This is a genomic window from Chitinophaga polysaccharea, assembly GCF_007829335.1.
In the GTDB taxonomy this organism is placed as follows: Bacteria; Bacteroidota; Bacteroidia; order Chitinophagales; family Chitinophagaceae; genus Chitinophaga; species Chitinophaga polysaccharea_B.
Genome location: NZ_VIWO01000001.1, coordinates 680,018 through 701,842 on the forward strand (window position 1 = coordinate 680,018; position 21,825 = coordinate 701,842).

Consider the following 21,825-nt stretch of genomic DNA (forward strand, 5'->3'; position numbering starts at 1 on the left):
AGCCTGGAAAAGCCAGCGGAGGGTGATACAAATATAGTCCTGCCAGCTAAGAAGAATCAACAACTAGGTTAGTTGCTATACATTGATAATAATATTATTGTGGCAAAAGTTCCGTTTTGTCGGTGCCTGCCTGATAGTAGACTTCATTCATGACCTCAATAATTTTCTGTTTTTCCGCATTACTGAGTGACGGAATGACTTTCTTGCTATCGGTTGGGTGTGGTTTGTCTCTTCCGCGCATTTTACGATAAAATGTGGGGGTACTCCAATTACATTCCTCACAAACCCTCTCTCTGAAGATGACCGGTAGCTTTGATAACATTGTATGTATTTGTAACAAAGTATTTACGGATTTATTCATAATGCTATTTTGTATTGTTATTAATAGATTGAATCTGCGGACGGCGATGTAGTTTATCCACCGAGTTTATTTGACCCTTTTTACCCTTTTAACGCTTTTCTTTATAAGAAAGAAGTTTGCCTCAAGCAGCTTTTCCACATCGCCAACAAATTCGATAGCGTTCAATGAATCAGGATTATTATCTGGGAGATTATTTAATAGTAGCGTAAAGTGATCATGAGCAGCGAGAAGATTGTAGATACTGAAGAACTCCTTTGATACGGATATAGGGGCCTTCATTTCGCCAGGGGTTAACCTAAGCGGTTTCTCTGCACGGGCCTTTTTCTGTGGGCCTGTTTGTTGTTTTTCTTTCATAAAAATTAGCGTTTAATTTGAGGACTTAACTAATCTGATTTTTAGAACAGCGCCAATAACATGCTCTGTAGTTTTTTAATTGTAGCTGTTCCCTGTAATGGGAAAGAGATTTCAAGGGGAGAACATTTTTCAGAAAACTCCAGGCTATGTACTTTCCAATACGGAAAATGGTTCTTTACACAGCAAAATGCTCATTAATAATTCAATTCTATCTTCATTCTTTTGACGTCTTAGAAATAATAAGGCATGGCGAAGTATTGTCTTAAATAGTAAGCAAGAATTGTCCTTAGACACGGTTTTTTCTCTTTTTGACCATAATTCGGCAAAAATATCTGCCGTGACATTCGTGATAACACTTACATCGCATGTTCCTGTCAGCCGAGCAACAGTACTGAATGTTTTATCACAATAAGTATTTAGAAAGTCCTCAAATATGGTCATATCGTTTTGTAGCTGATAAGCCATATTATTATTACCTGGAGACAGGGTTGTTTTAGCCTTACAGTTCATTGTAGCTCATTTTATGTGTGGAGAAGGGGGAATAGCTACCTGAAAGGACTTTCCAGCGGGGAAAAACGAAAGAGACGCGGGTTAGTCCTTACCGCACTGAAGGGCTGCGACACCCTAACGACGAATAAGAACGCCCACGTCTCTTCAGTACGCAATATACTAAGGAAAGCGTGAGCGATTTACCCTATTCTCGTCGTTTTTGAAAGGTCGCAGTTTTCAGTGCGAGAATTGAAGCAAATACGCTTAATATTTAGCTGTCCATATGATTCAGGAAGTGTTATACATTTTGAAATCCATCGGTTGGAAAAAATTTTATTGCAGAGTGAAATTAACAGAAAGTGTTGAATTTTGCAAATAAATTTCCGAAATAATCATCAAAGTTCTCATTTTCAACACTTCTAGCCTTAAATGACTTTTCTAGGGTTACCTATATTGCCACTTCAATGGTGAATAACGCTATTAAAATGTCAGAAAAGAGAATCCTTAATAGAATCAAAAGTGTCCTGGCGGATAAAGGAAAGACCAATATCTGGTTGGCGGAGCAGTTGGGGAAAAACAAGACGACTATATCGAAGTGGTGTACGAATGATCAGCAGCCGACACTGGAGACGCTTTTTGATATTGCGGTAGTGTTGGATGTTGATGTGAAGGAGCTGTTGGTTTCTAACAAACCTATCTAGTAAGGATAGGAATAAAGCTTAGCTTATGCGTTCCGATTTCCTGGAAACCTATACTTAACAAAGCACAATAGCTATTTTTCCTTAGGCTACCCTGTAATCATATAAATACCTTTGGAAATTGATAAATATCCTTCTTATGTCATCAGCATCGCCCAGTATATCTAGTGCATCATTAACAGAATGATATTTTAACTGCAGTAGTGCAGGTAATTTTTCCTGATCGAGTTCCTCTACACCGATTTCAATGTACTTTGACAATACAAACTCGATGAACTCTCTTTGCTCCGAACTTAATCCTTTCATAATTTCAGGCTTGGCATTGCTTACTCTTTCGTCACGTGTTATTGGTACTACAGCAAAAGAAATAAATTCCAAGACATCAAATAAATCACTACGCTCTGCGTCTACTACTTTTTGTAGGTTCGTTAACTGATCACTGTCAAAACCAGCTTCTTCCAACCGCAGCAACAAAGCTTTTCGTGTAGTAGGATTAGACCAAATATTTCTTAATTCGGCCTCACTATTAAACACATCAGGAAACTTACCAAACAGCCTGTCTAAAAATTCCTGCATAGATATAGGCTTGCCATCTGCGTCAAAAAAAGCCGTTTCAATAGTATGGGTTATTTCCTGTTCTTTACCGTCGCCCAGCTTTATTTTAATAATCTTCTTTTTAGGAAAATGTTCACCGTCACTACTTCCATAATCACCAGATGGCTCTTCAACAACTGTAGGTCCGTTGAATGGCTCAGGGTCCGCCGGAACTGGCTCTTCTGGCTCGCCGTCCCATTCGGAATCTTTAAAATGCTCATATGCTTTTACAAAGTCGTATATGGTAAAGTAATCCTTACCTTCGAAAACACGCGTTCCACGTCCTACTATTTGTTTAAATTCTATTATATCTTTCACGGGACGCAACAAAACTATATTACGAACATTCTTGGCATCCACGCCTGTTGATAGTTTATAAGATGTTGTAAGAATCGTTGGAATGCTTTTTTCGTTATCCTGAAATTCTCGTAAATATTGTTCTCCCAGTTCGCCATCATTTGCAGTAACACGAACACAATAATTAGGTTCTGTGCTTTTCTTTAACTGATTAATAAATATTCTGATAAGATTGGCATGTTTTTGTGTCCTACAAAACACTATGGTTTTCTCGGTCTGGTCTATTTCATTCATGAATATCCTAACGCGCTCTTTCTCACGTTCGTACATCTCAATGGTCAGGTTAAAATCCTTTTCCGTATATGTTTTCTTCGGATCAAATACTTCTTCGCCTTCTACTATTTCATCTTCACTGTCGAATGTATATTCATCCAATGATGTAGTTATTTTACGTACTTTATAAGGGGTCAGGAAACCATCATTGATCCCTTCTTTCAAAGAGTAGATATATACTGGCTTGCCGAAGTATTTATAAGTGTCGGTATTTTCCCTACGCTTGGGTGTAGCTGTGAGCCCTAATTGTACTGCAGGCGAAAAATATTCCAATATGCCACGCCATGTACTCTCGTCATTAGCGCCACCACGATGGCACTCATCTATGATAATAAGGTCAAAATAATCTGGTGGATATTGCCCGAAATACGGAGTATCGTTAGGGCCACTCATAAAGGTTTGAAATATTGTAAAAAAGATGCTGCCGTTTACGGGTACTTTACCACTTTTCTTTATCTCTCTGGGCTTGATGCGTACCAGCGCATCTTCTGGGAATGCAGAAAAAGCATTGAATGCCTGATTGGCCAAAATATTCCTGTCGGCAAGGAACAAAATCCGCGGTCTTCGTGTGCCGTCAAACTTTAAGTTCCAGCGGGCATGAAACAATTTCCAGGCTATCTGAAATGCAATAAATGTTTTACCTGTACCGGTGGCCAATGTTAATAATATCCGGGACTGCTTGTTAGCAATGGCATCTATTACACGTTCTACTGCTGTTTCCTGGTAAAAGTGGGGTGTTTTCGTCCTCGTATCGTATGGCTCTTCACTTAGTTCCTCCTGCCATTTATTTTCCTGCGGAAAGGTTTTATCCCATAGTTCATCCGGCGTCAGGAAATCCGTTACCCAATCTTCCTTACCGCTTTCCATGCATACCTGATATATCTCTTTGCCGTTTGCAGCGTAGGCTGTTTCCAGTTGCAGTTTTATTGCATAGTCTTTCGCCTGACCTACACCCTCGCCTACATGTTGTTCATCACTTTTTGCCTCTATTACTGCCAGCTTGCGACCTTTATAGGCCAACACATAGTCTGCTTTTAGTGGTGCTTTCCGCCGCTGACCAGGCATTATCTTACCGGGTGTTATTGGGTGCTCCCGGTGTACTTTCACCTCACCGCCTGTTACCCAGCCATTGCTGGCGAGCTTGGGGTCTATTAGCTCAGCTCTTGTTTCGGCTTCATTCATACCTGTTCGTGTATGGGTTTATGAGTAAGCTCTCCGCTGAAAGCTTTTTGAAGGATGCTTTTTTTGAGTTCTTCCAGGTCGGCTATTTTTCTTCCATATACTAAATCTAACCTGTGTGTTTGAGTACTACCAATGTCAAATTTCTGCACAAATCTCTTTTGTTGCAATAAAGGCGGATATAACACTCTGATTTTTCTTAAATCGCCAATGTTTATTTGCATAAGAGCAGCCCCATAAGTCTTCTTCCTAATCTGCTTTTGAATATAATTTGATTTCAACAGATAGTAACCAAAGGATTGATCTAGGATTTTGCTATTAAAGTTAATAGGCACGATTCCTCTCGTAACGTTTGCTCCTTTTAACTCTGTTGATGCAATTGAAATAGTGCCAGTTGTTCCACGAACACACATTAGAATGTCGCCACCTTTTAATGTGGTCCTTGAATAACTATCTGCACGTTCAGGATTAACAAGCTTGAGGCCCTCTTTGAATATTATTTTAGAATTCAAATCTGTTGGCCTAACAATAGGTAAACCATTTTCAAATTCGTCTCCAGGCTGTACTATACCATAAGAAAGGGTACAATCAGTTGAAACAATATTTTCTAATGTGGTCTCTTCCCAACCCTCTCCCTTGTTTTCAAACACTTCATTCAAATAACTTTCAAAGAGTTCATTAGCATTTCTCAGATTTTGCGCCACATTAGCTTTTGCTCGGTCTATAGCAGCAAAAGCCTTATCTAAAATGGCTACTATTTGTTTTTGTTCCTCCAAAGATTTAGGGAAGGGGATGACTACCTCTCTAATTTCTTCTAAATGAAGGTTAGGTACACCAATACCTTTTAATCGTCTGTCGAATTGTCTTTTAGCAAGTGGAGAATTGAGAAAGTATAGCATAAAATGCGGCATAATCTCTTCCAACACTCTGATGTGAGCCAAACTTACATAAATATCAAAAACTTCATTCCTATCTACAATCGCAGCAACACCTGTAGTACCATTTTTAGCTAACAAGATATCATTCATCTTAGGAGCAACACGTCTATGCATTTCCAAATGTTGCTTTTCATCTATATATTTTACATTTTCCCAATCTATTTTTCCGCTTGTAACATTTTTAGACGACAGAAATATTATTCCTTTATCAAAATATTTGGGAGTTTGGTGAGTGCCGTCTGTTATTTTCTCACATACTTCTTTTAGCTTTTTTGTTTCCCATCCTTTCTTCATATCAATCCATCTATTTGATCCAATAAGTCATTTGTCTCTGCATCCAGTTCGCGCATTTCTTTTAATATTTGCTTAGGGCTGCGCAGGATATTTTCCTCTTTTTTATGGGGGTTATTCACGCTGAGATCGCACGTGTCAATGTCGATATCTACCATCTTCACGGTCCAACTGTATTCACTATCTGCCTTTGTCTTTTGCAGTTTTAAGAAATTCTCCAGATCTTTTTCATTCAGTGCATTGGTCTTACCTAGGTTACGGCTTCGATTAAACTGATAATACCAGATTTTACGTGTTGCTGTTCCTTTATCAAAAAATAACACCACGGTTTTCACACCTGCACCGGTGAATGTACCACCGGGCATATCCAGTATGGTATGCAGGTTGCAACTCTCCAATAGTAACTTACGCAGCTGTATACTGGCTTTATCGGTATTACTGAGAAACGTGTTTTTTATCACTACACCAGCCCTGCCGTTGGCCTTCAGTATTTTTATAAAATGCTGCATGAACAGATAAGCGGTCTCGCTGCTGCGTATCGTAAAGTTTTCCTGAACCTCAGCACGCTCTTTACCGCCAAATGGAGGGTTGGCCAGCACTACATTGTATCGGTCTTTATCGCTTATGTCATTTATGTTTTCGCTCAGCGTATTGGTGTGTATAATATTGGGGGCTTCGATGCCGTGCAATATCATGTTCATTACCCCTATTATATAAGCCAGTGATTTCTTTTCATTGCCGTAAAAAGTTTTCTTTTGTAAGGTTTCCATATCTCTGGTGCTCAACTTCCCCTGCTTCAGGTACTCAAACGCCTCTACAAGAAAGCCCGCACTGCCCGCTGCCCCGTCATAAATGGTTTCACCGATCTTTGGAGCCACTACTTTTATAATAGTTTTAATAAGTGGGCGCGGCGTGTAGTACTCGCCACCGTTACGCCCCGCATTGCCCATGTTCTTGATCTTGTCTTCGTACAAGCTACTCATTTCATGCTTTTCGGCATGTGTACGAAAACGAAGTTCGTCAACACGGTTTACCACCTCGCGAAGGTTGTAACCGCTTTGTACCTTATTCTTCAGCTCATGAAATATCTCACCTATTTTGTACTCTATAGTATCAGGATGTTCTGCTGTTGTACGAAACTTACGCAGGTAAGGAAACAATTTGCCATCCACAAAGTCCTTTAGGTCATCGCCAGTCAGTGCTTTGTGATTATCCAGTTTACCCTCTTTCGTTTTAGGGCATGCCCATACATTCCATTTGTATTTGTCTGAAATTATTGGTGCGTATGTTTTGCCAGATAATCTTGCCTCAGCTTCTTTTGATCTTTCTAAATCATCAAGGTATTTGAGAAACAATATCCAGGAAGTCTGCTCTACGTAATCCAGCTCACTGCTGCATCCGGCATCTTTCCACAGATGGTCGTCAATGTTTTTAAAAGTTTGTTCGAACATAAATTTGAAATGGCATGTAAGTTATATAAAGTGCCGCCAAAAGACATTATAAACAAAGGGAGAACTCCATTATCTCCAATTGTTTATCTAAGATATTTAGTTTAATTGGATTTTAACCAATTATAATTGAAGATGAATCGTTTGCTAACAAGCCTCGCCGCACAGAAATAACATTTAGACTATGTACTTTGGTTCATTTTCAAAAAATAGCAAAATTTGCTCAAATTCCCTACAAAAAAATCGCCCCCCAGCTCCTTTCCACTAAGAAAGCTTCACAGAAATGTGAGGATTTTTTGCCCATAAGTGCCTACGTCGAAATCATTATCCGAAAATTTTTTATCTATAACAGCTCCCAAATACATGTTACCAGAGGTGTCCCAAATAAAATAAATCTGTATTGATAAAATCTTTTCCAAAAAAACACTTAATTAATAACATGTTTTAAATGGTGCCCACCATATGCTTTTTTAAATAGTTGCTGAACCAATCATAGGGTAAGCTAATCTTTTTGTTTCCCCTTTAATATCATTTAACTTATCTTGGACAAAAGTAAATAGTATCAGCAGACACGAATTGTGGATTAGTCTGACATCCCAATATGGCAAAAGCAGGGAAAAGACAAATTCTGTTTTCTCTTCTTGGATTATTATACTTATTTTAGGTAACAGGCATTAACCTATAGCTATCGTATGAGTATAGACAATAAAATCTGGTTAGATTTAGTCCATGCAAAAAAGGGGGATGAGTACTTGGTACTATACTTATGCAGGCAACGGGATATAAGAAAGTACTTTAAGATTGTAACAATAGTATTTTCGGCAGGAGGTGCTATGGGATGGGCAATATGGAAGCCTATAGCTGGATTTGCATGTGCTGTAATTGCTTTGGTTCAATTACTTGGCAGTATCGAAAGTTTTTTGATTCATAACGAAGATCAACTGGAAAGTTTATCAAAACTCAGGCTACTTTATTATGATCGAGCCAATAGACTTGAAGAATTGTGGCACGATTTGGTTAAAAATAAAGTAACGGATGAAGAAGCAAGTACCGTCTTCTTTGAATTGCGTAAATCTGCAAAAGAGATAGAAGATTTAGATAATAAACTTAATATCAAAAAGGTGAAGAAGCTCGATGCAGAGGCGCAATATAAGACTAAAGTATATTTAGACACCTATCACTTTTCAAATTAAAAATATGAGCGAAGAAAAAAAAGTTCCGCAACCTTCTCCTCAATCACAGCCCGAACCGAGACCTCAACCTACTTATATCCCCAGTCCTGAGCCTGAAAGGTTTGAGAAAGGTCAAGTTCCCAAATATGACAATCCCCCTCAGCCTCCTCCCCGTGAAAAGAGATAGGTAAAATCATCGCTTAATGGTGTGAATGAAAACTAATTGTCATTATTCTAAATGACAAATCAAACTCTTATTGACAGGCCAGAAAAGAACTTAATTCGTTTGGTTTTGTGGACCTGGAGCTGATGTAACAGTTGGCGGACCTAGTGGAACTACGTGAATCACAGGTATCGCTTGCTGGTTTTGAAATTTAGTTTGTGCTTCCTCAATTTCCTCCCGATATTCATCTCCAAAGGTAGATTTAAAATATATAAAAGCCATTTCTCCTTCCGTTTCAATGCGATCAAAGCATACAAACCTAATATCTGTACCTAATTCTATCTTCTTGCAGGCAGTAACTGGGTCAAGCCTACGGTGCTCAATATTAAATAAAAGTAGGTTAAACCCTATGAGCATTTCGTTTGGGCATAGGTTCTGCCTCGGCCCAACAACATAACTCAGCGAGGGGCAAATATGGAAAAGTAAATACGCAATCTGATTAAGCCCTCCGCGGCAGCAGGAAAGCATTACTACGCAATCATCCCCCATGCATCCTGTTTCACACAATAACACCCCAAATTTGTACCAGGTGAAATTTATTGATTCCGAGGAGTTTGAAAACCCATCAGTATTGCCGTGAGAACTTAGGTATATGTAATCGTATATAACGCCATTCTCAAGAATTCTTTCTAGGTCTGAATTATCCTTCGGGCAAACACAAGTAACTTCAATATTGTATAGCTCCGCGTGGTTTTTAATATTGTCACACTCCTGATCCTCACCCGGAATTCCACAAGCCTTGATTATCATCAACTTACGAGAGTTCATGTGATTCAATTTAAAGTCTCTAAAGATATTGGTTTTTCAGATAGTATTTAAGATATACCCAGCTTTCTAAACCCTGCCTCCCGAAAATTTCAGCCGGATTGTTCATGACTACGGTAATGAGCAGAAAGGGTTCATTACGTGGAAAAACATGCTGGAAAAGCGACTGGTATAGTAAAAATCAGCCATTCAAAGCATCGTTTAGTCTTTTAAAATCCTCCAAAAAATTCGACATCTCCCCGCTCCTTTCCACAGAAACGGGAACATTACTGTAAAAGGTTTTGTTCCCGTTTTTTATTTCCCCTAAAAGCCGGAGCAGGCCTGTCATTTGACGGAATACTTCATTCACACGCGGGACTCGACACTAGTCGTTTTTTTGTTATATAATATTCCCTCGGGAAAAATCAAAAATTGCAGTTGTAGCATGGCGTTTTTTATGAGTTAGTTTACATCGTTATAAAAACCTTGCGAGATAGTGCATCAGATCCTTTCTTGATACAGGTCCCCCATGTCCCAAATAAAATTTATCTGCTTTTTCTTTAAGCACTTTTTCAATACTTTTTTTCAATGCTGTGAGGTCATCATGAAAAGGAGGATGTTTCATTCTTGAATAAAACATAATGCCTCCCAACAATATGCCCGAAGAAGCCAAATCCACTATTATTGCGTTGCCATCACTAAGAATAACGGAAAGAGAACCTGGTGTATGCCCGGGAGTATGAATAATTTTTCCGTCTATTCCCCATTCATTAAGGTCATAATTACAATCACCGTTTAAGATGATATCTGGCTCGCATGGTGTAGCTACATCTCTTATAAGCTTTCGTTTTAGTATATTCCAAAACTTCTTATTCGGTTTTAGCGTTTCGACCATACTTTTACCTGTCCTCAATGCAACCGCATCCAAAGCATGTATAAGGAGCGGAACACCCAATTTCAGCTTAAGTTCTGCGGCGCTGCCAAAATGATCAATATGTCCATGAGTAATAATAATCAAACCAATATCCTTCTTATCAATTCCATGAGATTTTAACTGAAAAAGAATCTCCTCCTCACTTCGCGGTATACCCGAATCCACAAGAATATGTTTTTTCGTTCCCTTAATTACAAAAGAATTTATCATTCCCATTGGTAAAATGGATAATTGTATTACACTTTTCATCATTTTCATTTTTTTATACTAAAACGATGCAAAGGTCTGTGGCAGAAAGCAAAATATACTTGATAATTGTTAAGAAATCACTTGTCTGCGAATGCGGCTTAAAGATTCTGGTTTTATTCCAATGTATGAAGCGATATATTGAAGTGGAACATCCCTTATTATTTCCGGTCGGGTGGAAATTAGTTTTAAATAGCGTTTTTCTGCCGAAAGAGTTAGAATATCCTTCATTCTCTGCTCGTTAAACGTCAGGGATTGTTCATAAATATTTTTGCAAAACTTTGTCCACTTTTGACTATGCTGATAAAGTGCGTCAAGATTTTTTTTCGAGATTTTTAAAAGACTGCATGGAGTAATGCTTTCGACGTTGTCCTGTGCGGGTATAGCTGCAATGAAGCTATTGAAAGAAGTAATAAAATTAAGCTGACAATTAATATGGGTTGTTATCTCCACTCCATTCTCAATGTGGAATACTCTTATATAACCTGAATTAATAAAATAAAGATGATTAGCAATACTATTTTCTTTTTCTAAAAGCTCGTTTTTGCTAACCGTAACGGGTTCAAAATAATTTTCAATAAGACCAATATCAAATTCGTCAAGAGAAACATTTCCTTCAACAAACCTGATTAATTTTTCATGCTTCATTTTAAATGGTTGATTATGCAACGCTTGTCTTTTAGGTCTACAGGCAGCGATTATCACCACTGTTGTTGAGCAAAGTTACAATAATTAGGAAAACAGTTATTGAATGACGGACAATACATCCTGCAGTTTAAGGGCATGATACCTAAGAAAGTCGTGAATAAGGAGGTCCTGTATTTTAATGGAAGGAAAACGCGGTTATCCCGTAAAAATCAATTTCCTTAAAATCTGGCTACACTTTTTCTGCCAACAAGGCGATCAATTGTGCACAAGGCAAAAACAACAATTGCGCAAGCAAGGTCCCACCTACCCTGGCCAGCACCATATAGCTGATATACTTCCGGAAAGAACTTTCTGCCAGCTTTCCCAATACAACGTCATCAGTAAGAATGGATAAATGCGGATCAATAAATAACGCCATCAATACCGTTGCCACCCCATTTATGACGCCGGATAAATTACTGGCGGTTGTTCTATAGGAGGGATTCAGGTAGGCTGCATATACACAGGATAAAACTGAAATGGTGATCACAGCTGTTGCCGCCAGGTTATATAAAAAAATACGCCAGGGAAAATTGCGCTGATCCGGCAACTCCAGTAAGTGTTCCCGGGAGGGCATCTTCAGGCTTTCTTTTATAAACAGCATGCCCGCTCCCGAAAATCCCAGGTAAAATAGCCGGGGTATAGATTTATGGACGCTGAAGTGAGCTACCGCACCGGATAGTAAGCGTTGAAAAGTAGGTATCAAAAAAGCGCCTAAAATAGATCCAGCCGTACAGGAGAATATAATATACCTGAATACCAGCATATTGGATGATATATGCTGCTGCAGATCCTGTTCCACCGTTTTGGCTAATAAAGGCGCCTGCAGCGTGTTTGCCGTACGGGAGAATAAAACCAATATGTTAAACAATGAAAAAGTAATTGCTATTCTCCCGGTTCTGACGCCTACAATCCGTACGGCATATGACAAAGTAGTAATCAGGTTTATCAGCAATGTGAGAATAAGAACAAAGATAATCTGGGTAGACATAAGTAATTTTTGTGAGGCCTCTTAAAATTACTACTTCCAACCCATCCTTCAAAAGAAAGATTCGTCTTACGAACAGCTGTTATACTCCTTACATAGTTCAGCTACTGTGTCATGAAATTTCTCCATAAAATCCAGGTACATTTCCACGCTCTTTTCAATCCTCTCGGTGGTGGCACGATGTTCCAGTCCGTAGAAAGCAAACAACGGCCGGTAATCTGCCAGCACATACCGGAAGGTTATTTCAAAGGGGGTAGTCAGCTCGTTTAACGTGTATTTGTACTTACCGTCAGCAGTATAGTCCTGCTCATCAATGCCCACAGAAATGGCCAGCGCCACCTTTTTATCCTTCATTTTATACCCGCTCTTGCTGCCATATGCCCAGCCGTGGATAAGTACCTCATCCAGCCATTTTTTTAGCAGCGGGGGACAATTAAACCAGTAAAACGGAAACTGGAAAATAATGGTTTCATGCTCTTCCAATAACGCCTGTTCTTTTTGAACATCTATTTCACCGGATGGGTAGGCCGTATATAAATCATGTACCCGGTATTTATCGGGATATTGCTGCAATGCGGCTACCCATTTTTTGTTTACTACAGATGTTTCCATATCTGGATGAATCACTATCACCAATATCTTGCTCATATCTTACTATCTATTTTTAACTCTGTGCAAAAATATTTAAGTTGCTGATGGAATCGGGTCTGCAGGCCCAATGTATGGAGCTAACAAAAGTGTAAGTATGAGCAAAATAAAACCGACATCAACCCACGATGAAAACAAACGGCTGCTGGAGGCAGAGTGCCCTGAAATATATGCTTCCAACCTGATCAACGGGCAATGGACGGTGGCCATCTGCTGTTACCTGGGCGCAGGAAAAATGCGTTTTGCCGCCTTGAAGAAAAAGCTGCCTGCCATCACAGATCGGATGTTGACACTGGAGCTACGGAAAATGGAAGAAAAAGGATTAATCTCCAGAACCATTTTCGCAGAAGTACCCGTGCGTGTAGAGTACGAATTAACGCCTATCGGCCATGAACTAACCCCTGTCATCCAACAACTGGAAATCTGGGGTAAAAAGCATAAAGCATTGTTCGATAAACAATAGCCGATACCCCGCTTTCTTATTGAGATAAGAGTTGACAAAACTGTACAGGCTGGACCTGTTGTCAGTTACCAGGTTGCTAATATGTTGGGCAGCCAATATTATTTCAATTCCCTTTACTAGTCAACAGGTACTTACCAACCTTTACGTGATAAGAAGGTTGCCGCCCTCCCGGGCGACAACCACAACCCCTCAAAATAAAATGCAATGAAGCACTTTATACAGAGTACAGATACTACGCTACACACCCTACCTGCCTTTGTCCTGGTGTCATTCGCAGTATCGTACTCTGCTCTCCACTACAGTCCGCATTAACGCCTCTATTTCCTTCACCCGCTCATCAAAACGTAATTTCGATTGTGTTACCAACCGATCCAGTATATGGATGGTTCCATTCTCTACATGCTGTTCCAGCAACAATAAATCATCATCGCTGATGACATGCTTGTCGAACCAGCTATTCCTCAGCACCAGGTAATGAACGTCCAGCCCCGACCGGTTCAAATACGCCAGTATTCCCTTCATATCTCTAATGCTATCATCAAATACAAGGCTGGCCGGAATCAGGAAAGATGTATCCGTTTCGGTATGGAAATGCAATGCTGACCTTATTCGCGCCAGCTGGTCGTCCGAACGATGGTTGGTGTCTGAATTATTAACAACAATAAAGGGCGCAGCTCCCAGGGAAGGCGCCTGAATGGGTTGCTTAAAGGGGAAGAATAATCTTCTTTGAAATATTTGTTGCAGCGTTTTCGTTTTGCCTGTGTGGGGGTAACCAACAATGACAAACAATTTCTTTGGGTTAAAATTCATACCCAAAACAACTATAAAAAAAAGCACAAACTGTTAATCAAATCTTAACAGGCAATTTTTTTTCTCCAACAAAAAACGGGATGACTTATTGACCTTATTCTGTACTAAGACTTTTTACCGGGTTGGTAGATGCCAGGCGCTTGGTCATACCCGTTATTACAACAGATACCAGCGCCAACAGCAACATGCCCACTATTAAAAATGGCCCCACTCCTATATCTACGCTGTATGCATAATCCATTAACCACCGATGGCAAAGGTACCACGCCAGTGGCCAGGCCACCACATTAGAAATAACCATGATCCAGGAAAATTCCTTTACAAACAACGATATAATATTAACACTGGTAGCCCCCAATACTTTACGGATTCCCATTTCCTTACTTCTCCTGGCAATACTCAGGGTTACAATACCCAATACGCCCAGCAATACTATCATCATGGATACTACGGTAGCCACCCTGGCCGCCTTTTGCATCTGCGACTCTGTTTCATACAACTGTGCAATGCTATCATCCAGGAATTTAAAATCAAACGGAGCATTTGAAAATACCTCGCGCCACTTGCGCTCCAATGCAGCTATCTGTTTGGAAGGATTTCCTGGAACAAACCGGAAGGAAAGATACCGGTAAATATTATTGAAACGCACATCAATAAAGCAAACCGGCGCAATGGCATCTTTCATGGTACCAAAATGAAAATCCTTCATCACCCCACTTACATACATCACGGTATTTATATTATGAATACGCACTGGCTTATTCATTGCATCGGCCGGATTCTTCCACCCCAGCGAGCGTGCCGCTGCTTCTGTAATAACTAATTTAGATGAATCAGCAGAAGTCCCGCTATAAAAAGCGCCTTCTTTCATCTTAATGTTGTACGTTGCCGGAAACCGCTCGTCAGATATAATAGAGGTCATAGACACCGCCGTACTGGAATCATTTTCTGCCCGGTAAACCATATATGCTCCACTGCTCCACCCGTCGGTAATTTCATAGGAAAAGGACGCATCTTTTATCTCCGGCATAGCCCGGAATTCATCCCGCATTCTTTCCATATGCTTTACACCTGTTGCGGTCCAGTCACGCGGCACCGGCACTGTAACAATATGATCCTTATCATAGCCAAGATCTGTATGAAAGAAAAAAGATACCTGCTTATCTATCACAATGGCAACAATAAACACCACGATCGCCGTTACAAATTGAACGGTGATCAGGGAACGCCTGAAGACCAACTTCTCCTGGACATTCTTTAACTTCCCTTTCAATGCTGCTACGGATGGCTGCGCAGATAACACAAATGCGGGGTACAAACCAGCCAGCAAACCGGTAACCAGGATAATCATCACCGGCAAAACCGCAAACCACACCGGGAAAGATGCCGGCGAAGGAAGCTCTTTTCCAATCAACTGTGCAAACATTGGTCGCAGTATAAAAAATAAAACAACGGAGACAACAAAGGCAAACGTCACCACGAGCACCGATTCCGTAATGAATTGGAAAATCAATTGCCACCTTCTGCTACCCATCGCCTTTCTTACACCTATTTCTTTCAGCCGCGTTAAGGAATTACCTACCGAAATATTGACAAAGTTGATAATTGCCATCAACAATATAAATAAAGCCACATAGGAAAAAATCGCTACCATCCGGCCCGCCAATCCTTTATACATTCCCATATAACAATCCTTTAAAGCAACCGGGTACACTTCCAATGCTTTCTGTATTTCAGGAGTGGCATTCGTTTTAATCAACGTGGCCAAAGGCCCTTTCAACTGCTCCGGTTTCACACCAGGCTTCAGTAATACATATCCAACTATATTGGGAGATTGCCAGCTGGTGAACCCAAAAGTCCGCCCGAAATAACGAAGACTGGCCGGAGCAAGAAATATTTCATTCCCGGGCTTGGCATAATTCGTAATCGTATTAAATGGTAAGTCTTTGATGACCGCAGTTACTTCAAAGTTATCATTCCTGCCATCAAACGATTGTATTTTTAATAACTGCCCTACTATATCAGTCTTCCCAAAAAACTGCTTTGCTTTCTTTTCTGTTAGTACCACTGCATTGGGCTTATCCAGCGCTGTACGCGGATCCCCATATAATACCGGGAAATTAAACACATCAAAAAAAGTAGAATCTCCCGGGTGTACTCCTTCCCGGTAATGCTTATCCCCCACTGTAACCACCACCATGATGGCATCATGCGCGTATGCTTTTTCTATCAGGCTGGGGTAATTATCCTGCAACGCTTTTGTGAGCGGTCCTAACGTAGCAAATTCAACCCCCATTTCTGGGTTTGCCCATTTACTTTTTAAGAGAAAAATACGATCATTGTTCTTAATGAATCGGTTCACCTGCAACTCTCCCCACGCATAAGCACCAATCATTAACACAAATGTGATTCCGATGGCCAGTCCCCAAACATTCACCAAGGCAAAAAAACGGTGTTTCATAACGTTCCGCCAGGCAACCAGGAAGTAGTTTTTAATCATAATGCAAAGATTGACACTGGCTTTCGACTAAAAAAATGCCGCAACATAATTAATTGATAATCAAATAACAAAATGGCTGCAATTGTCCGATTACGCACAATATTCGTCCACTTTTGCACGGATATTCTGCCCACCCTGTACATACAAATACCCTATACAACATTCTCTTTTATTTGTATTTTGTACGCTTATTCCTCGTAGATAAATAATCTGGTATGAAAAAACTACTGGCTATAAGCCTGATCCTGCTGTCTGTCAGGATATTCGCACAGAACATCCGCATTACCACCCACAACATCAGCCTCGTTTACCACGTAAACCAGGAAGGGCGCCTGGTACAACAATATTTCGGGCCACAACTCCACCCCGAATATGCCGATACCCTGGTAAAAAACCAACAGGAAGCCTACGTCACCGCTGGTATGGAAAGCCTCCTCGATCCCGCCATCCGCGTGGTACACAACGATGGAAACCCATCCCTGGAACTGAAATACATTTCTCATAACTCAGTCCCAACTGCACCCAACGTTACAGCTACCACCATTACTCTCCAGGATCCTGTATACCCCGTAACGGTTACCCTGCATTTTGAAGCCTATGACAAGGAAGATATTATCAAAGCATGGACGGAAATAAAGCATAACGAGAAAAAACCAATTCTCCTTACCGCCTATGCTTCTTCCATGCTGCATATAAATGCTGAAAAATACTGGCTAACCCAATTCCACGGCGATTGGGCCAAAGAAGTAAATATGCAGGAACAATACCTCACTGCCGGCATGAAAATACTGGACAGCAAACTGGGAACCCGCGCCAACATGTACCAGTCTCCTATGTTCCTTTTGTCTGTAGATCAGCCTGCACAGGAGGAAAATGGAACGGTGCTGGCCGGCACCCTCGCCTGGACCGGTAATTTTAAATTCGGCTTTGAAGTAGACGAACGCAACGCACTCCATATCAACGCCGGGATCAATCCTTATGCCAGCGACTATACGCTAAAACCAGCGGAAGTATTTACTACGCCCGCTTTTATCTTCACTTTATCAGATAAAGGAAAAGGACAGGCCAGTCGTAACTTTCAACACTGGGCACTAAACTATGGGATACTGGATGGACATGGGCCCCGGCTTACCCTGCTCAATAACTGGGAAGCCACCGGCATGGACTTCAACGAACAACGTCTTACAGGCCTCTTTGGCGGCGCCAAACAATTGGGTGTAGACCTGTTCCTCCTCGACGACGGCTGGTTTGCCAATAAATTTCCGCGCAACGAGGATAACGCCGGTCTGGGCGACTGGGAGCCCAATACTGCCAAACTCCCTCATGGACTCGGCTACCTCGTAAAAGAGGCTGAAAAACAGGGCATTAAATTCGGTATCTGGCTGGAACCGGAAATGGTAAATCCCAGGAGTGAACTGTATACCAAACACCCCGACTGGATACTCCGCCTCCCTAACCGCGCAGAAAACTATTACCGCAATCAGATGGTCCTGGACCTTACCAACCCTGCTGTACAGGACTTTGTATTCGGCGTGGTGGATAAAACTATGTCCGAAAATCCTGGAATCGCCTATATTAAATGGGACTGCAACCGCCTGCTCACCAATACTTATTCTCCCTACCTGAAAGAAAAACAATCACATCTCTTTATAGAATATACCCGTAGTCTATATAAAGTGTTCGAAAGGGTAAGAGCTAAATACCCACACCTGCCTATTATGCTTTGCTCCGGCGGTGGTGGACGTACCGACTACGGCGCCCTGAAATATTTTACGGAATTCTGGCCAAGTGATAATACCGATGGGCTTGAAAGAATTTATATCCAGTATGGGTATTCACACTTCTTTCCGTCCAATACCATGGCAGCACACATTACCAACTGGGGTCATCAGTCGCTTAAATTCCGCACAGATGTGGCCATGATGGGCAAGCTCGGTTATGATATTAAAGTAAGCGACTTCAATGATAAAGAACTGCAATTCAGTCATGATGCGGTAGAAACGTATAGGCGTATCAGTAATGTTGTATGGTATGGTAACTTATACCGGCTGGTTTCTCCTTACCAGGAAAACAGGGCGGTATTTCAGTACACCAGCGACGACCAAAAGAAAACAATTGTTTTTAACTACCTGATGAACGTTGGCAAAAACGATGTTTTTACGCCCGTAAAACTCCTGGGCCTCGATCCTCAACAGCAATACCGTATCAGGGAAATCAACCTGTTTCCAGGCACACGCTCCTCATTTCACCTGGATAAACTGTATAGCGGTGATTTTCTGATGAAAGAAGGCATTCAATTGGCGCCAGGTGGTGGTAGGTCATTAACCAGCAATATCCTCGAAATAACGGCCGAATAAGGGCTCAAAAATAGCATGTCCTGCCGCCCCCTTTAACCGGGGAAGCAGGACATTTTTATGTACGCTGACAGCGCAGGATAATACTTTTCGATTTACTATCTTCAACCCATCAAAATGCCGGCACATGCTTCCTTTCTCCGATATGCCCTATGGCTATGCACCAATATATTGTTTTCCGCTCACGGGAATCTGTATGTATGTATTGTTGTTGATCTGTGGCTGGCATGCAGGTGGCAAAGGCGTGGGCCACATTTCCTGGCTATTGGGCGGACTGGGCTTCGGGCTATTATTGGAATACGTAAACGTAACTACCAGTAGCGGTTATCGCTACGGACAATTTTGGCTAATGTTGGGTACAGCCCCCCGCAATATCCCTCTTTGCATTGGCTGCGGCTGGGCAGTGATCATTTATTCGTCGCGTTTGTTTACCGATAATTTTGGGCTGCCGGTTTGGGCTGCAGCTGCACTGGATAGCCTGTTAGCGCTGAATATCGACCTGAGCATGGATGTAGTGGCCTACCGCCTGCATATGTGGCATTGGGATTGGGAGAGCAAGGGACTATCTGCTCAAGCCCTCACAGGACAATGGTTTGGGGTTCCGTACGCCAATTTCTATGGCTGGCTGTTGGTCGTCTTCTTCTATTCACTTTTTGGGCGGCTGCTGGAAAAACGATTGATTACCGCCTCCTGGAAAGCCGCTATCCCCCTACTTTCCATCCTGATTTCACAGGTAGCATTGTGGCTATCACTGTTTCCCATAGCTGATTTACTAAAACAATATTTTGGTATCACCAGTGCACACCGATTGGTGGCATTGCTGGCGCTATTCGTTTTATTGACGATTGCCGGTTATTTCAAAAGGAAACAGACCGGCACGCATTACTTCCCGCTGGCAGCATGGATAGTGCCATTATGGTTCCACATGTACTTTCTTGCCTGGCTGTTCCTCGGAGGCTTTTCGGGAGAAAACCGCTATATGATGGCTTTCTCCATCTGCAACGTGGTACTCGCTTCGGCAATACATTTACCTATGTTGGCAAAAAAGAAAAACATAACCATTTTAGCTCCAACACGTTAATAATATATCTTGCTAACTGTTTAAACTCTTACGGCTGGTGAAAACGTTGATAGGCTACCTTACGGGCAACGAATGGCATCTTTATATCAAAATAGGCAGTACTGTGCTGTTGATCCTCATTTTTGTGGGGTTGGTGGCTACTATTCTTCTAGAAAATCGTAATCCGGTTAAAGCGATTGCTTATATCCTGGTGCTGGTATTTATCCCTATCGTAGGATTGATTGTATACTATTACCTGGGCCGGGATCTGCGTAAAAGACGACGGTTTACCCTAAAAGGCAGTAAAGATGAAGTGCTGTTTTTACGATACTGGGAATCCCAGCGGGCCCAGCTGGAGCAAATGCAGCTGGAACTACGGCAACAGGCGGGTAGTAAGCAGGAACTTTCTGCCATGTTGCTAAACACCCGGCAATCGGTACTCAGTAAGAATAACCAGGTACAATTGCTGATTAATGGAGAAGAAAAATTTCCGGCTGTATTCAGTGCACTCAGGGCTGCTAAACACCATATCCACATAGAGTATTATATGGTAACGGCAGATGATGTAGGCAATGAGCTCACCGAAATATTGATCGAAAAATTAAATGTCGGCGTACAGGTGCGTTTCATTTATGATGATATGGGAAGCGATCGTATAGGAGATATTCCCAAACGGTTACGCGAACAGGGCGCCAGCGTATACACCTTTTCACCGGTACTGGTCGATTTCTACCTGAATGCCAATTACCGCAATCACCGGAAAATAATTGTGGTAGATGGCACTGTAGGATTTGTAGGAGGCATCAACTTGGATGAACGTTATATCAATAATGGTAAACACCCTACGTTTTGGCGCGACACGCATTTACGTATTGAAGGAGATGCTGTAAATATCCTGCAGTTGCAGTTCTTAATGAGTTATCGGTATTGTAGTAAAGAAATATTTCCCTTTGCAGAGCCCTTCTTCCAACGGTCAGTGCTCACTGGCAACTGTTTCACAGACATAGTTGCCAGCGGTCCGGATTCAGAATGGCCTATAGCTATGCAAACGATCCTGATGGCCATCAACATTGCGCAAAGGAGCATTCGTATCAGCAATCCTTATTTCATCCCCACGGAAGAATTGCTGACAGCCTTGCAGATGGCAGCGCTGGCAGGTAAAGATGTACAACTCATGTTACCATTGAAAGGGGATTCTTATATCGTACAACATGCGGCATTGTCATACATAAAACCTTTGCTCGCTGCGGGCGTGAAAATATTCTTCTATACCCGTGGTTTTATTCATGCAAAAACGATGGTGATAGATAATAATCTTGCCTGGGTAAGCTCTGTAAACTTCGATAACCGCAGCTTTTATCTTAATTGTGAAATTGGCGCGCTGATATATGACCAGGAAGTAGCGGCAAAATTAAACCGGGCCTTCGATGAAGATCTCCTGTATGCTGTACCTGTACAGGAAACCCGTTGGAATAAGCGCAATGTGCTAAAGCGTTTTATGGATGCAGTATGCCGCTTACTCACGCCATTACTATGAGTTGCGATCTTCCTCATCATCGAAATCAAGAAATTCTCCGTTGTCTTCTTCCAGGTCCTGATGCCGGTCGCCACCTATGCTATAAATATTATTTTCCTCATCTTCCTGTCCTATAGCTTCGTCGTCATCATCTAACTCGGCTCCCGGAACATCCAGGTCATCTCCCACTTTATCCTTACGCCAGGTTTCTTCCTGCTCATCATCCCCTTCAGCACGTTTCTTTTTTTCACTGGGCAATTCGCTGTTATGGCGGAATGAGCCGGTAAGTGCATTGATGTCTACATCCACCTCCATATCCCTGTTTCGCTTGCTCAGAATATCTTCTCCGGAAGGGTATTCAGGATATCCTGGAAAATCTTCCTGTTCTTTATCGTTGGAGTTAGTCGCCTTTTTACCTGGTTTATTTTTATTACTCATAATCAATACATTTTAGCATGAATAATCCTGCAAAAAACAGCAGGCATTACCATGATTGAT

General features: G+C 41.4%; 20 protein-coding genes. 6 read left to right on the top strand and 14 right to left on the bottom strand.

Features of this window, described 5'->3' with window-relative positions; all coding sequences use genetic code 11:
* Window positions 1-94: 94 nt before the first annotated feature.
* The 3 genes from FHW36_RS02925 to FHW36_RS02935 form a co-directional block, all read right to left on the bottom strand.
* Complete coding sequence (locus FHW36_RS02925) at window positions 95-361, bottom strand: hypothetical protein (RefSeq protein ID WP_145661968.1); 267 nt, start codon at window positions 359-361, stop codon at window positions 95-97.
* Between the two features lie 66 nt (window positions 362-427).
* On the bottom strand, window positions 428-715 hold the full coding sequence (locus tag FHW36_RS02930; RefSeq protein ID WP_145661970.1) for a hypothetical protein: 288 nt from the start codon (window positions 713-715) through the stop codon (window positions 428-430).
* Between the two features lie 144 nt (window positions 716-859).
* Complete coding sequence (locus FHW36_RS02935; RefSeq protein ID WP_145661973.1) at window positions 860-1,225, bottom strand: RNA polymerase sigma factor; 366 nt, start codon at window positions 1,223-1,225, stop codon at window positions 860-862.
* A gap of 464 nt (window positions 1,226-1,689) precedes the next feature.
* Here FHW36_RS02935 and FHW36_RS02940 point away from each other — a divergent pair, with 464 nt between their 5' ends.
* Window positions 1,690-1,905 (top strand): helix-turn-helix transcriptional regulator, encoded by a 216-nt coding sequence (locus FHW36_RS02940; RefSeq protein ID WP_145661975.1) that lies wholly within the window; start codon window positions 1,690-1,692, stop codon window positions 1,903-1,905.
* 81 nt (window positions 1,906-1,986) lie between these two features.
* Here FHW36_RS02940 and hsdR read toward each other — a convergent pair whose 3' ends face one another.
* From hsdR to FHW36_RS02955, 3 genes are read right to left on the bottom strand one after another with little or no spacing between them, the layout of a single operon-like run.
* Window positions 1,987-4,308 carry an EcoAI/FtnUII family type I restriction enzme subunit R gene (gene hsdR / locus FHW36_RS02945; RefSeq protein WP_145661977.1) on the bottom strand — a complete coding sequence of 774 codons (2,322 nt, stop codon included), beginning with the start codon at window positions 4,306-4,308 and terminating at the stop codon, window positions 1,987-1,989.
* The gene (locus FHW36_RS02950; RefSeq protein WP_145661979.1) at window positions 4,305-5,537 is read right to left on the bottom strand and encodes a restriction endonuclease subunit S; all 1,233 of its coding nucleotides are present in this window, start codon (window positions 5,535-5,537) and stop codon (window positions 4,305-4,307) included. The genes hsdR and FHW36_RS02950 overlap by 4 nt, the downstream gene beginning before the upstream one ends.
* Window positions 5,534-6,985: a class I SAM-dependent DNA methyltransferase gene (locus FHW36_RS02955; RefSeq protein WP_145661981.1), complete on the bottom strand. Its 1,452-nt coding sequence runs from the start codon at window positions 6,983-6,985 to the stop codon at window positions 5,534-5,536. Before FHW36_RS02955 ends, FHW36_RS02950 begins: the two co-directional genes overlap by 4 nt.
* A 689-nt stretch (window positions 6,986-7,674) precedes the next feature.
* Here FHW36_RS02955 and FHW36_RS02960 point away from each other — a divergent pair.
* Window positions 7,675-8,175, top strand: a complete 501-nt coding sequence (locus tag FHW36_RS02960) for a hypothetical protein (RefSeq protein WP_145661984.1) — start codon at window positions 7,675-7,677, stop codon at window positions 8,173-8,175.
* 256 nt (window positions 8,176-8,431) lie between these two features.
* Here the strand turns inward: FHW36_RS02960 and FHW36_RS02965 are convergent, their stop codons facing one another.
* The 5 genes from FHW36_RS02965 to FHW36_RS02985 all read right to left on the bottom strand — a co-directional run bounded on the left by FHW36_RS02965 (window position 8,432) and on the right by FHW36_RS02985 (window position 12,624).
* A complete protein-coding gene (locus FHW36_RS02965; protein ID WP_145661986.1) occupies window positions 8,432-9,145 on the bottom strand; it encodes a hypothetical protein in 714 nt (237 codons plus the stop codon).
* Window positions 9,146-9,596: 451 nt separating this feature from the next.
* Window positions 9,597-10,307 (bottom strand): MBL fold metallo-hydrolase, encoded by a 711-nt coding sequence (locus tag FHW36_RS02970; RefSeq protein WP_186452284.1) that lies wholly within the window; start codon window positions 10,305-10,307, stop codon window positions 9,597-9,599.
* Between the two features lie 66 nt (window positions 10,308-10,373).
* Window positions 10,374-10,949 (bottom strand): Crp/Fnr family transcriptional regulator, encoded by a 576-nt coding sequence (locus FHW36_RS02975; protein ID WP_145661992.1) that lies wholly within the window; start codon window positions 10,947-10,949, stop codon window positions 10,374-10,376.
* Between the two features lie 229 nt (window positions 10,950-11,178).
* Entirely contained in the window at window positions 11,179-11,979 is an 801-nt protein-coding gene (locus tag FHW36_RS02980) for a lipid II flippase Amj family protein (protein ID WP_145661994.1), read from the bottom strand.
* 66 nt (window positions 11,980-12,045) lie between these two features.
* A complete protein-coding gene (locus FHW36_RS02985) occupies window positions 12,046-12,624 on the bottom strand; it encodes an NAD(P)H-dependent oxidoreductase (protein ID WP_145661996.1) in 579 nt (192 codons plus the stop codon).
* 97 nt (window positions 12,625-12,721) lie between these two features.
* Here FHW36_RS02985 and FHW36_RS02990 point away from each other — a divergent pair, with 97 nt between their 5' ends.
* Window positions 12,722-13,087, top strand: a complete 366-nt coding sequence (locus tag FHW36_RS02990; RefSeq protein ID WP_145661998.1) for a winged helix-turn-helix transcriptional regulator — start codon at window positions 12,722-12,724, stop codon at window positions 13,085-13,087.
* Window positions 13,088-13,354: 267 nt separating this feature from the next.
* On the opposite strand, the gene FHW36_RS02995 is transcribed toward FHW36_RS02990, so the two are convergent.
* Window positions 13,355-13,897, bottom strand: coding sequence for a hypothetical protein (locus FHW36_RS02995; protein ID WP_145662001.1), 543 nt, complete (start codon window positions 13,895-13,897; stop codon window positions 13,355-13,357).
* A gap of 94 nt (window positions 13,898-13,991) precedes the next feature.
* Complete coding sequence (locus tag FHW36_RS03000; protein ID WP_145662003.1) at window positions 13,992-16,397, bottom strand: ABC transporter permease; 2,406 nt, start codon at window positions 16,395-16,397, stop codon at window positions 13,992-13,994.
* A 215-nt stretch (window positions 16,398-16,612) separates the two neighbouring features.
* On the opposite strand from FHW36_RS03000, the gene FHW36_RS03005 reads away from it, so the two are divergent.
* The 3 genes from FHW36_RS03005 to cls all read left to right on the top strand — a co-directional run bounded on the left by FHW36_RS03005 (window position 16,613) and on the right by cls (window position 21,348).
* The gene (locus tag FHW36_RS03005) at window positions 16,613-18,754 is read left to right on the top strand and encodes an alpha-galactosidase (protein WP_145662005.1); all 2,142 of its coding nucleotides are present in this window, start codon (window positions 16,613-16,615) and stop codon (window positions 18,752-18,754) included.
* Between the two features lie 124 nt (window positions 18,755-18,878).
* Window positions 18,879-19,832 (top strand): carotenoid biosynthesis protein, encoded by a 954-nt coding sequence (locus FHW36_RS03010; RefSeq protein WP_145662008.1) that lies wholly within the window; start codon window positions 18,879-18,881, stop codon window positions 19,830-19,832.
* 37 nt (window positions 19,833-19,869) lie between these two features.
* Entirely contained in the window at window positions 19,870-21,348 is a 1,479-nt protein-coding gene (gene cls / locus FHW36_RS03015; RefSeq protein ID WP_186452285.1) for a cardiolipin synthase, read from the top strand.
* On the opposite strand, the gene FHW36_RS03020 is transcribed toward cls, so the two are convergent.
* Window positions 21,343-21,765, bottom strand: a complete 423-nt coding sequence (locus FHW36_RS03020) for a hypothetical protein (protein WP_145662012.1) — start codon at window positions 21,763-21,765, stop codon at window positions 21,343-21,345. The genes cls and FHW36_RS03020 overlap by 6 nt on opposite strands.
* Between the last annotated feature and the right edge of the window lie 60 nt (window positions 21,766-21,825).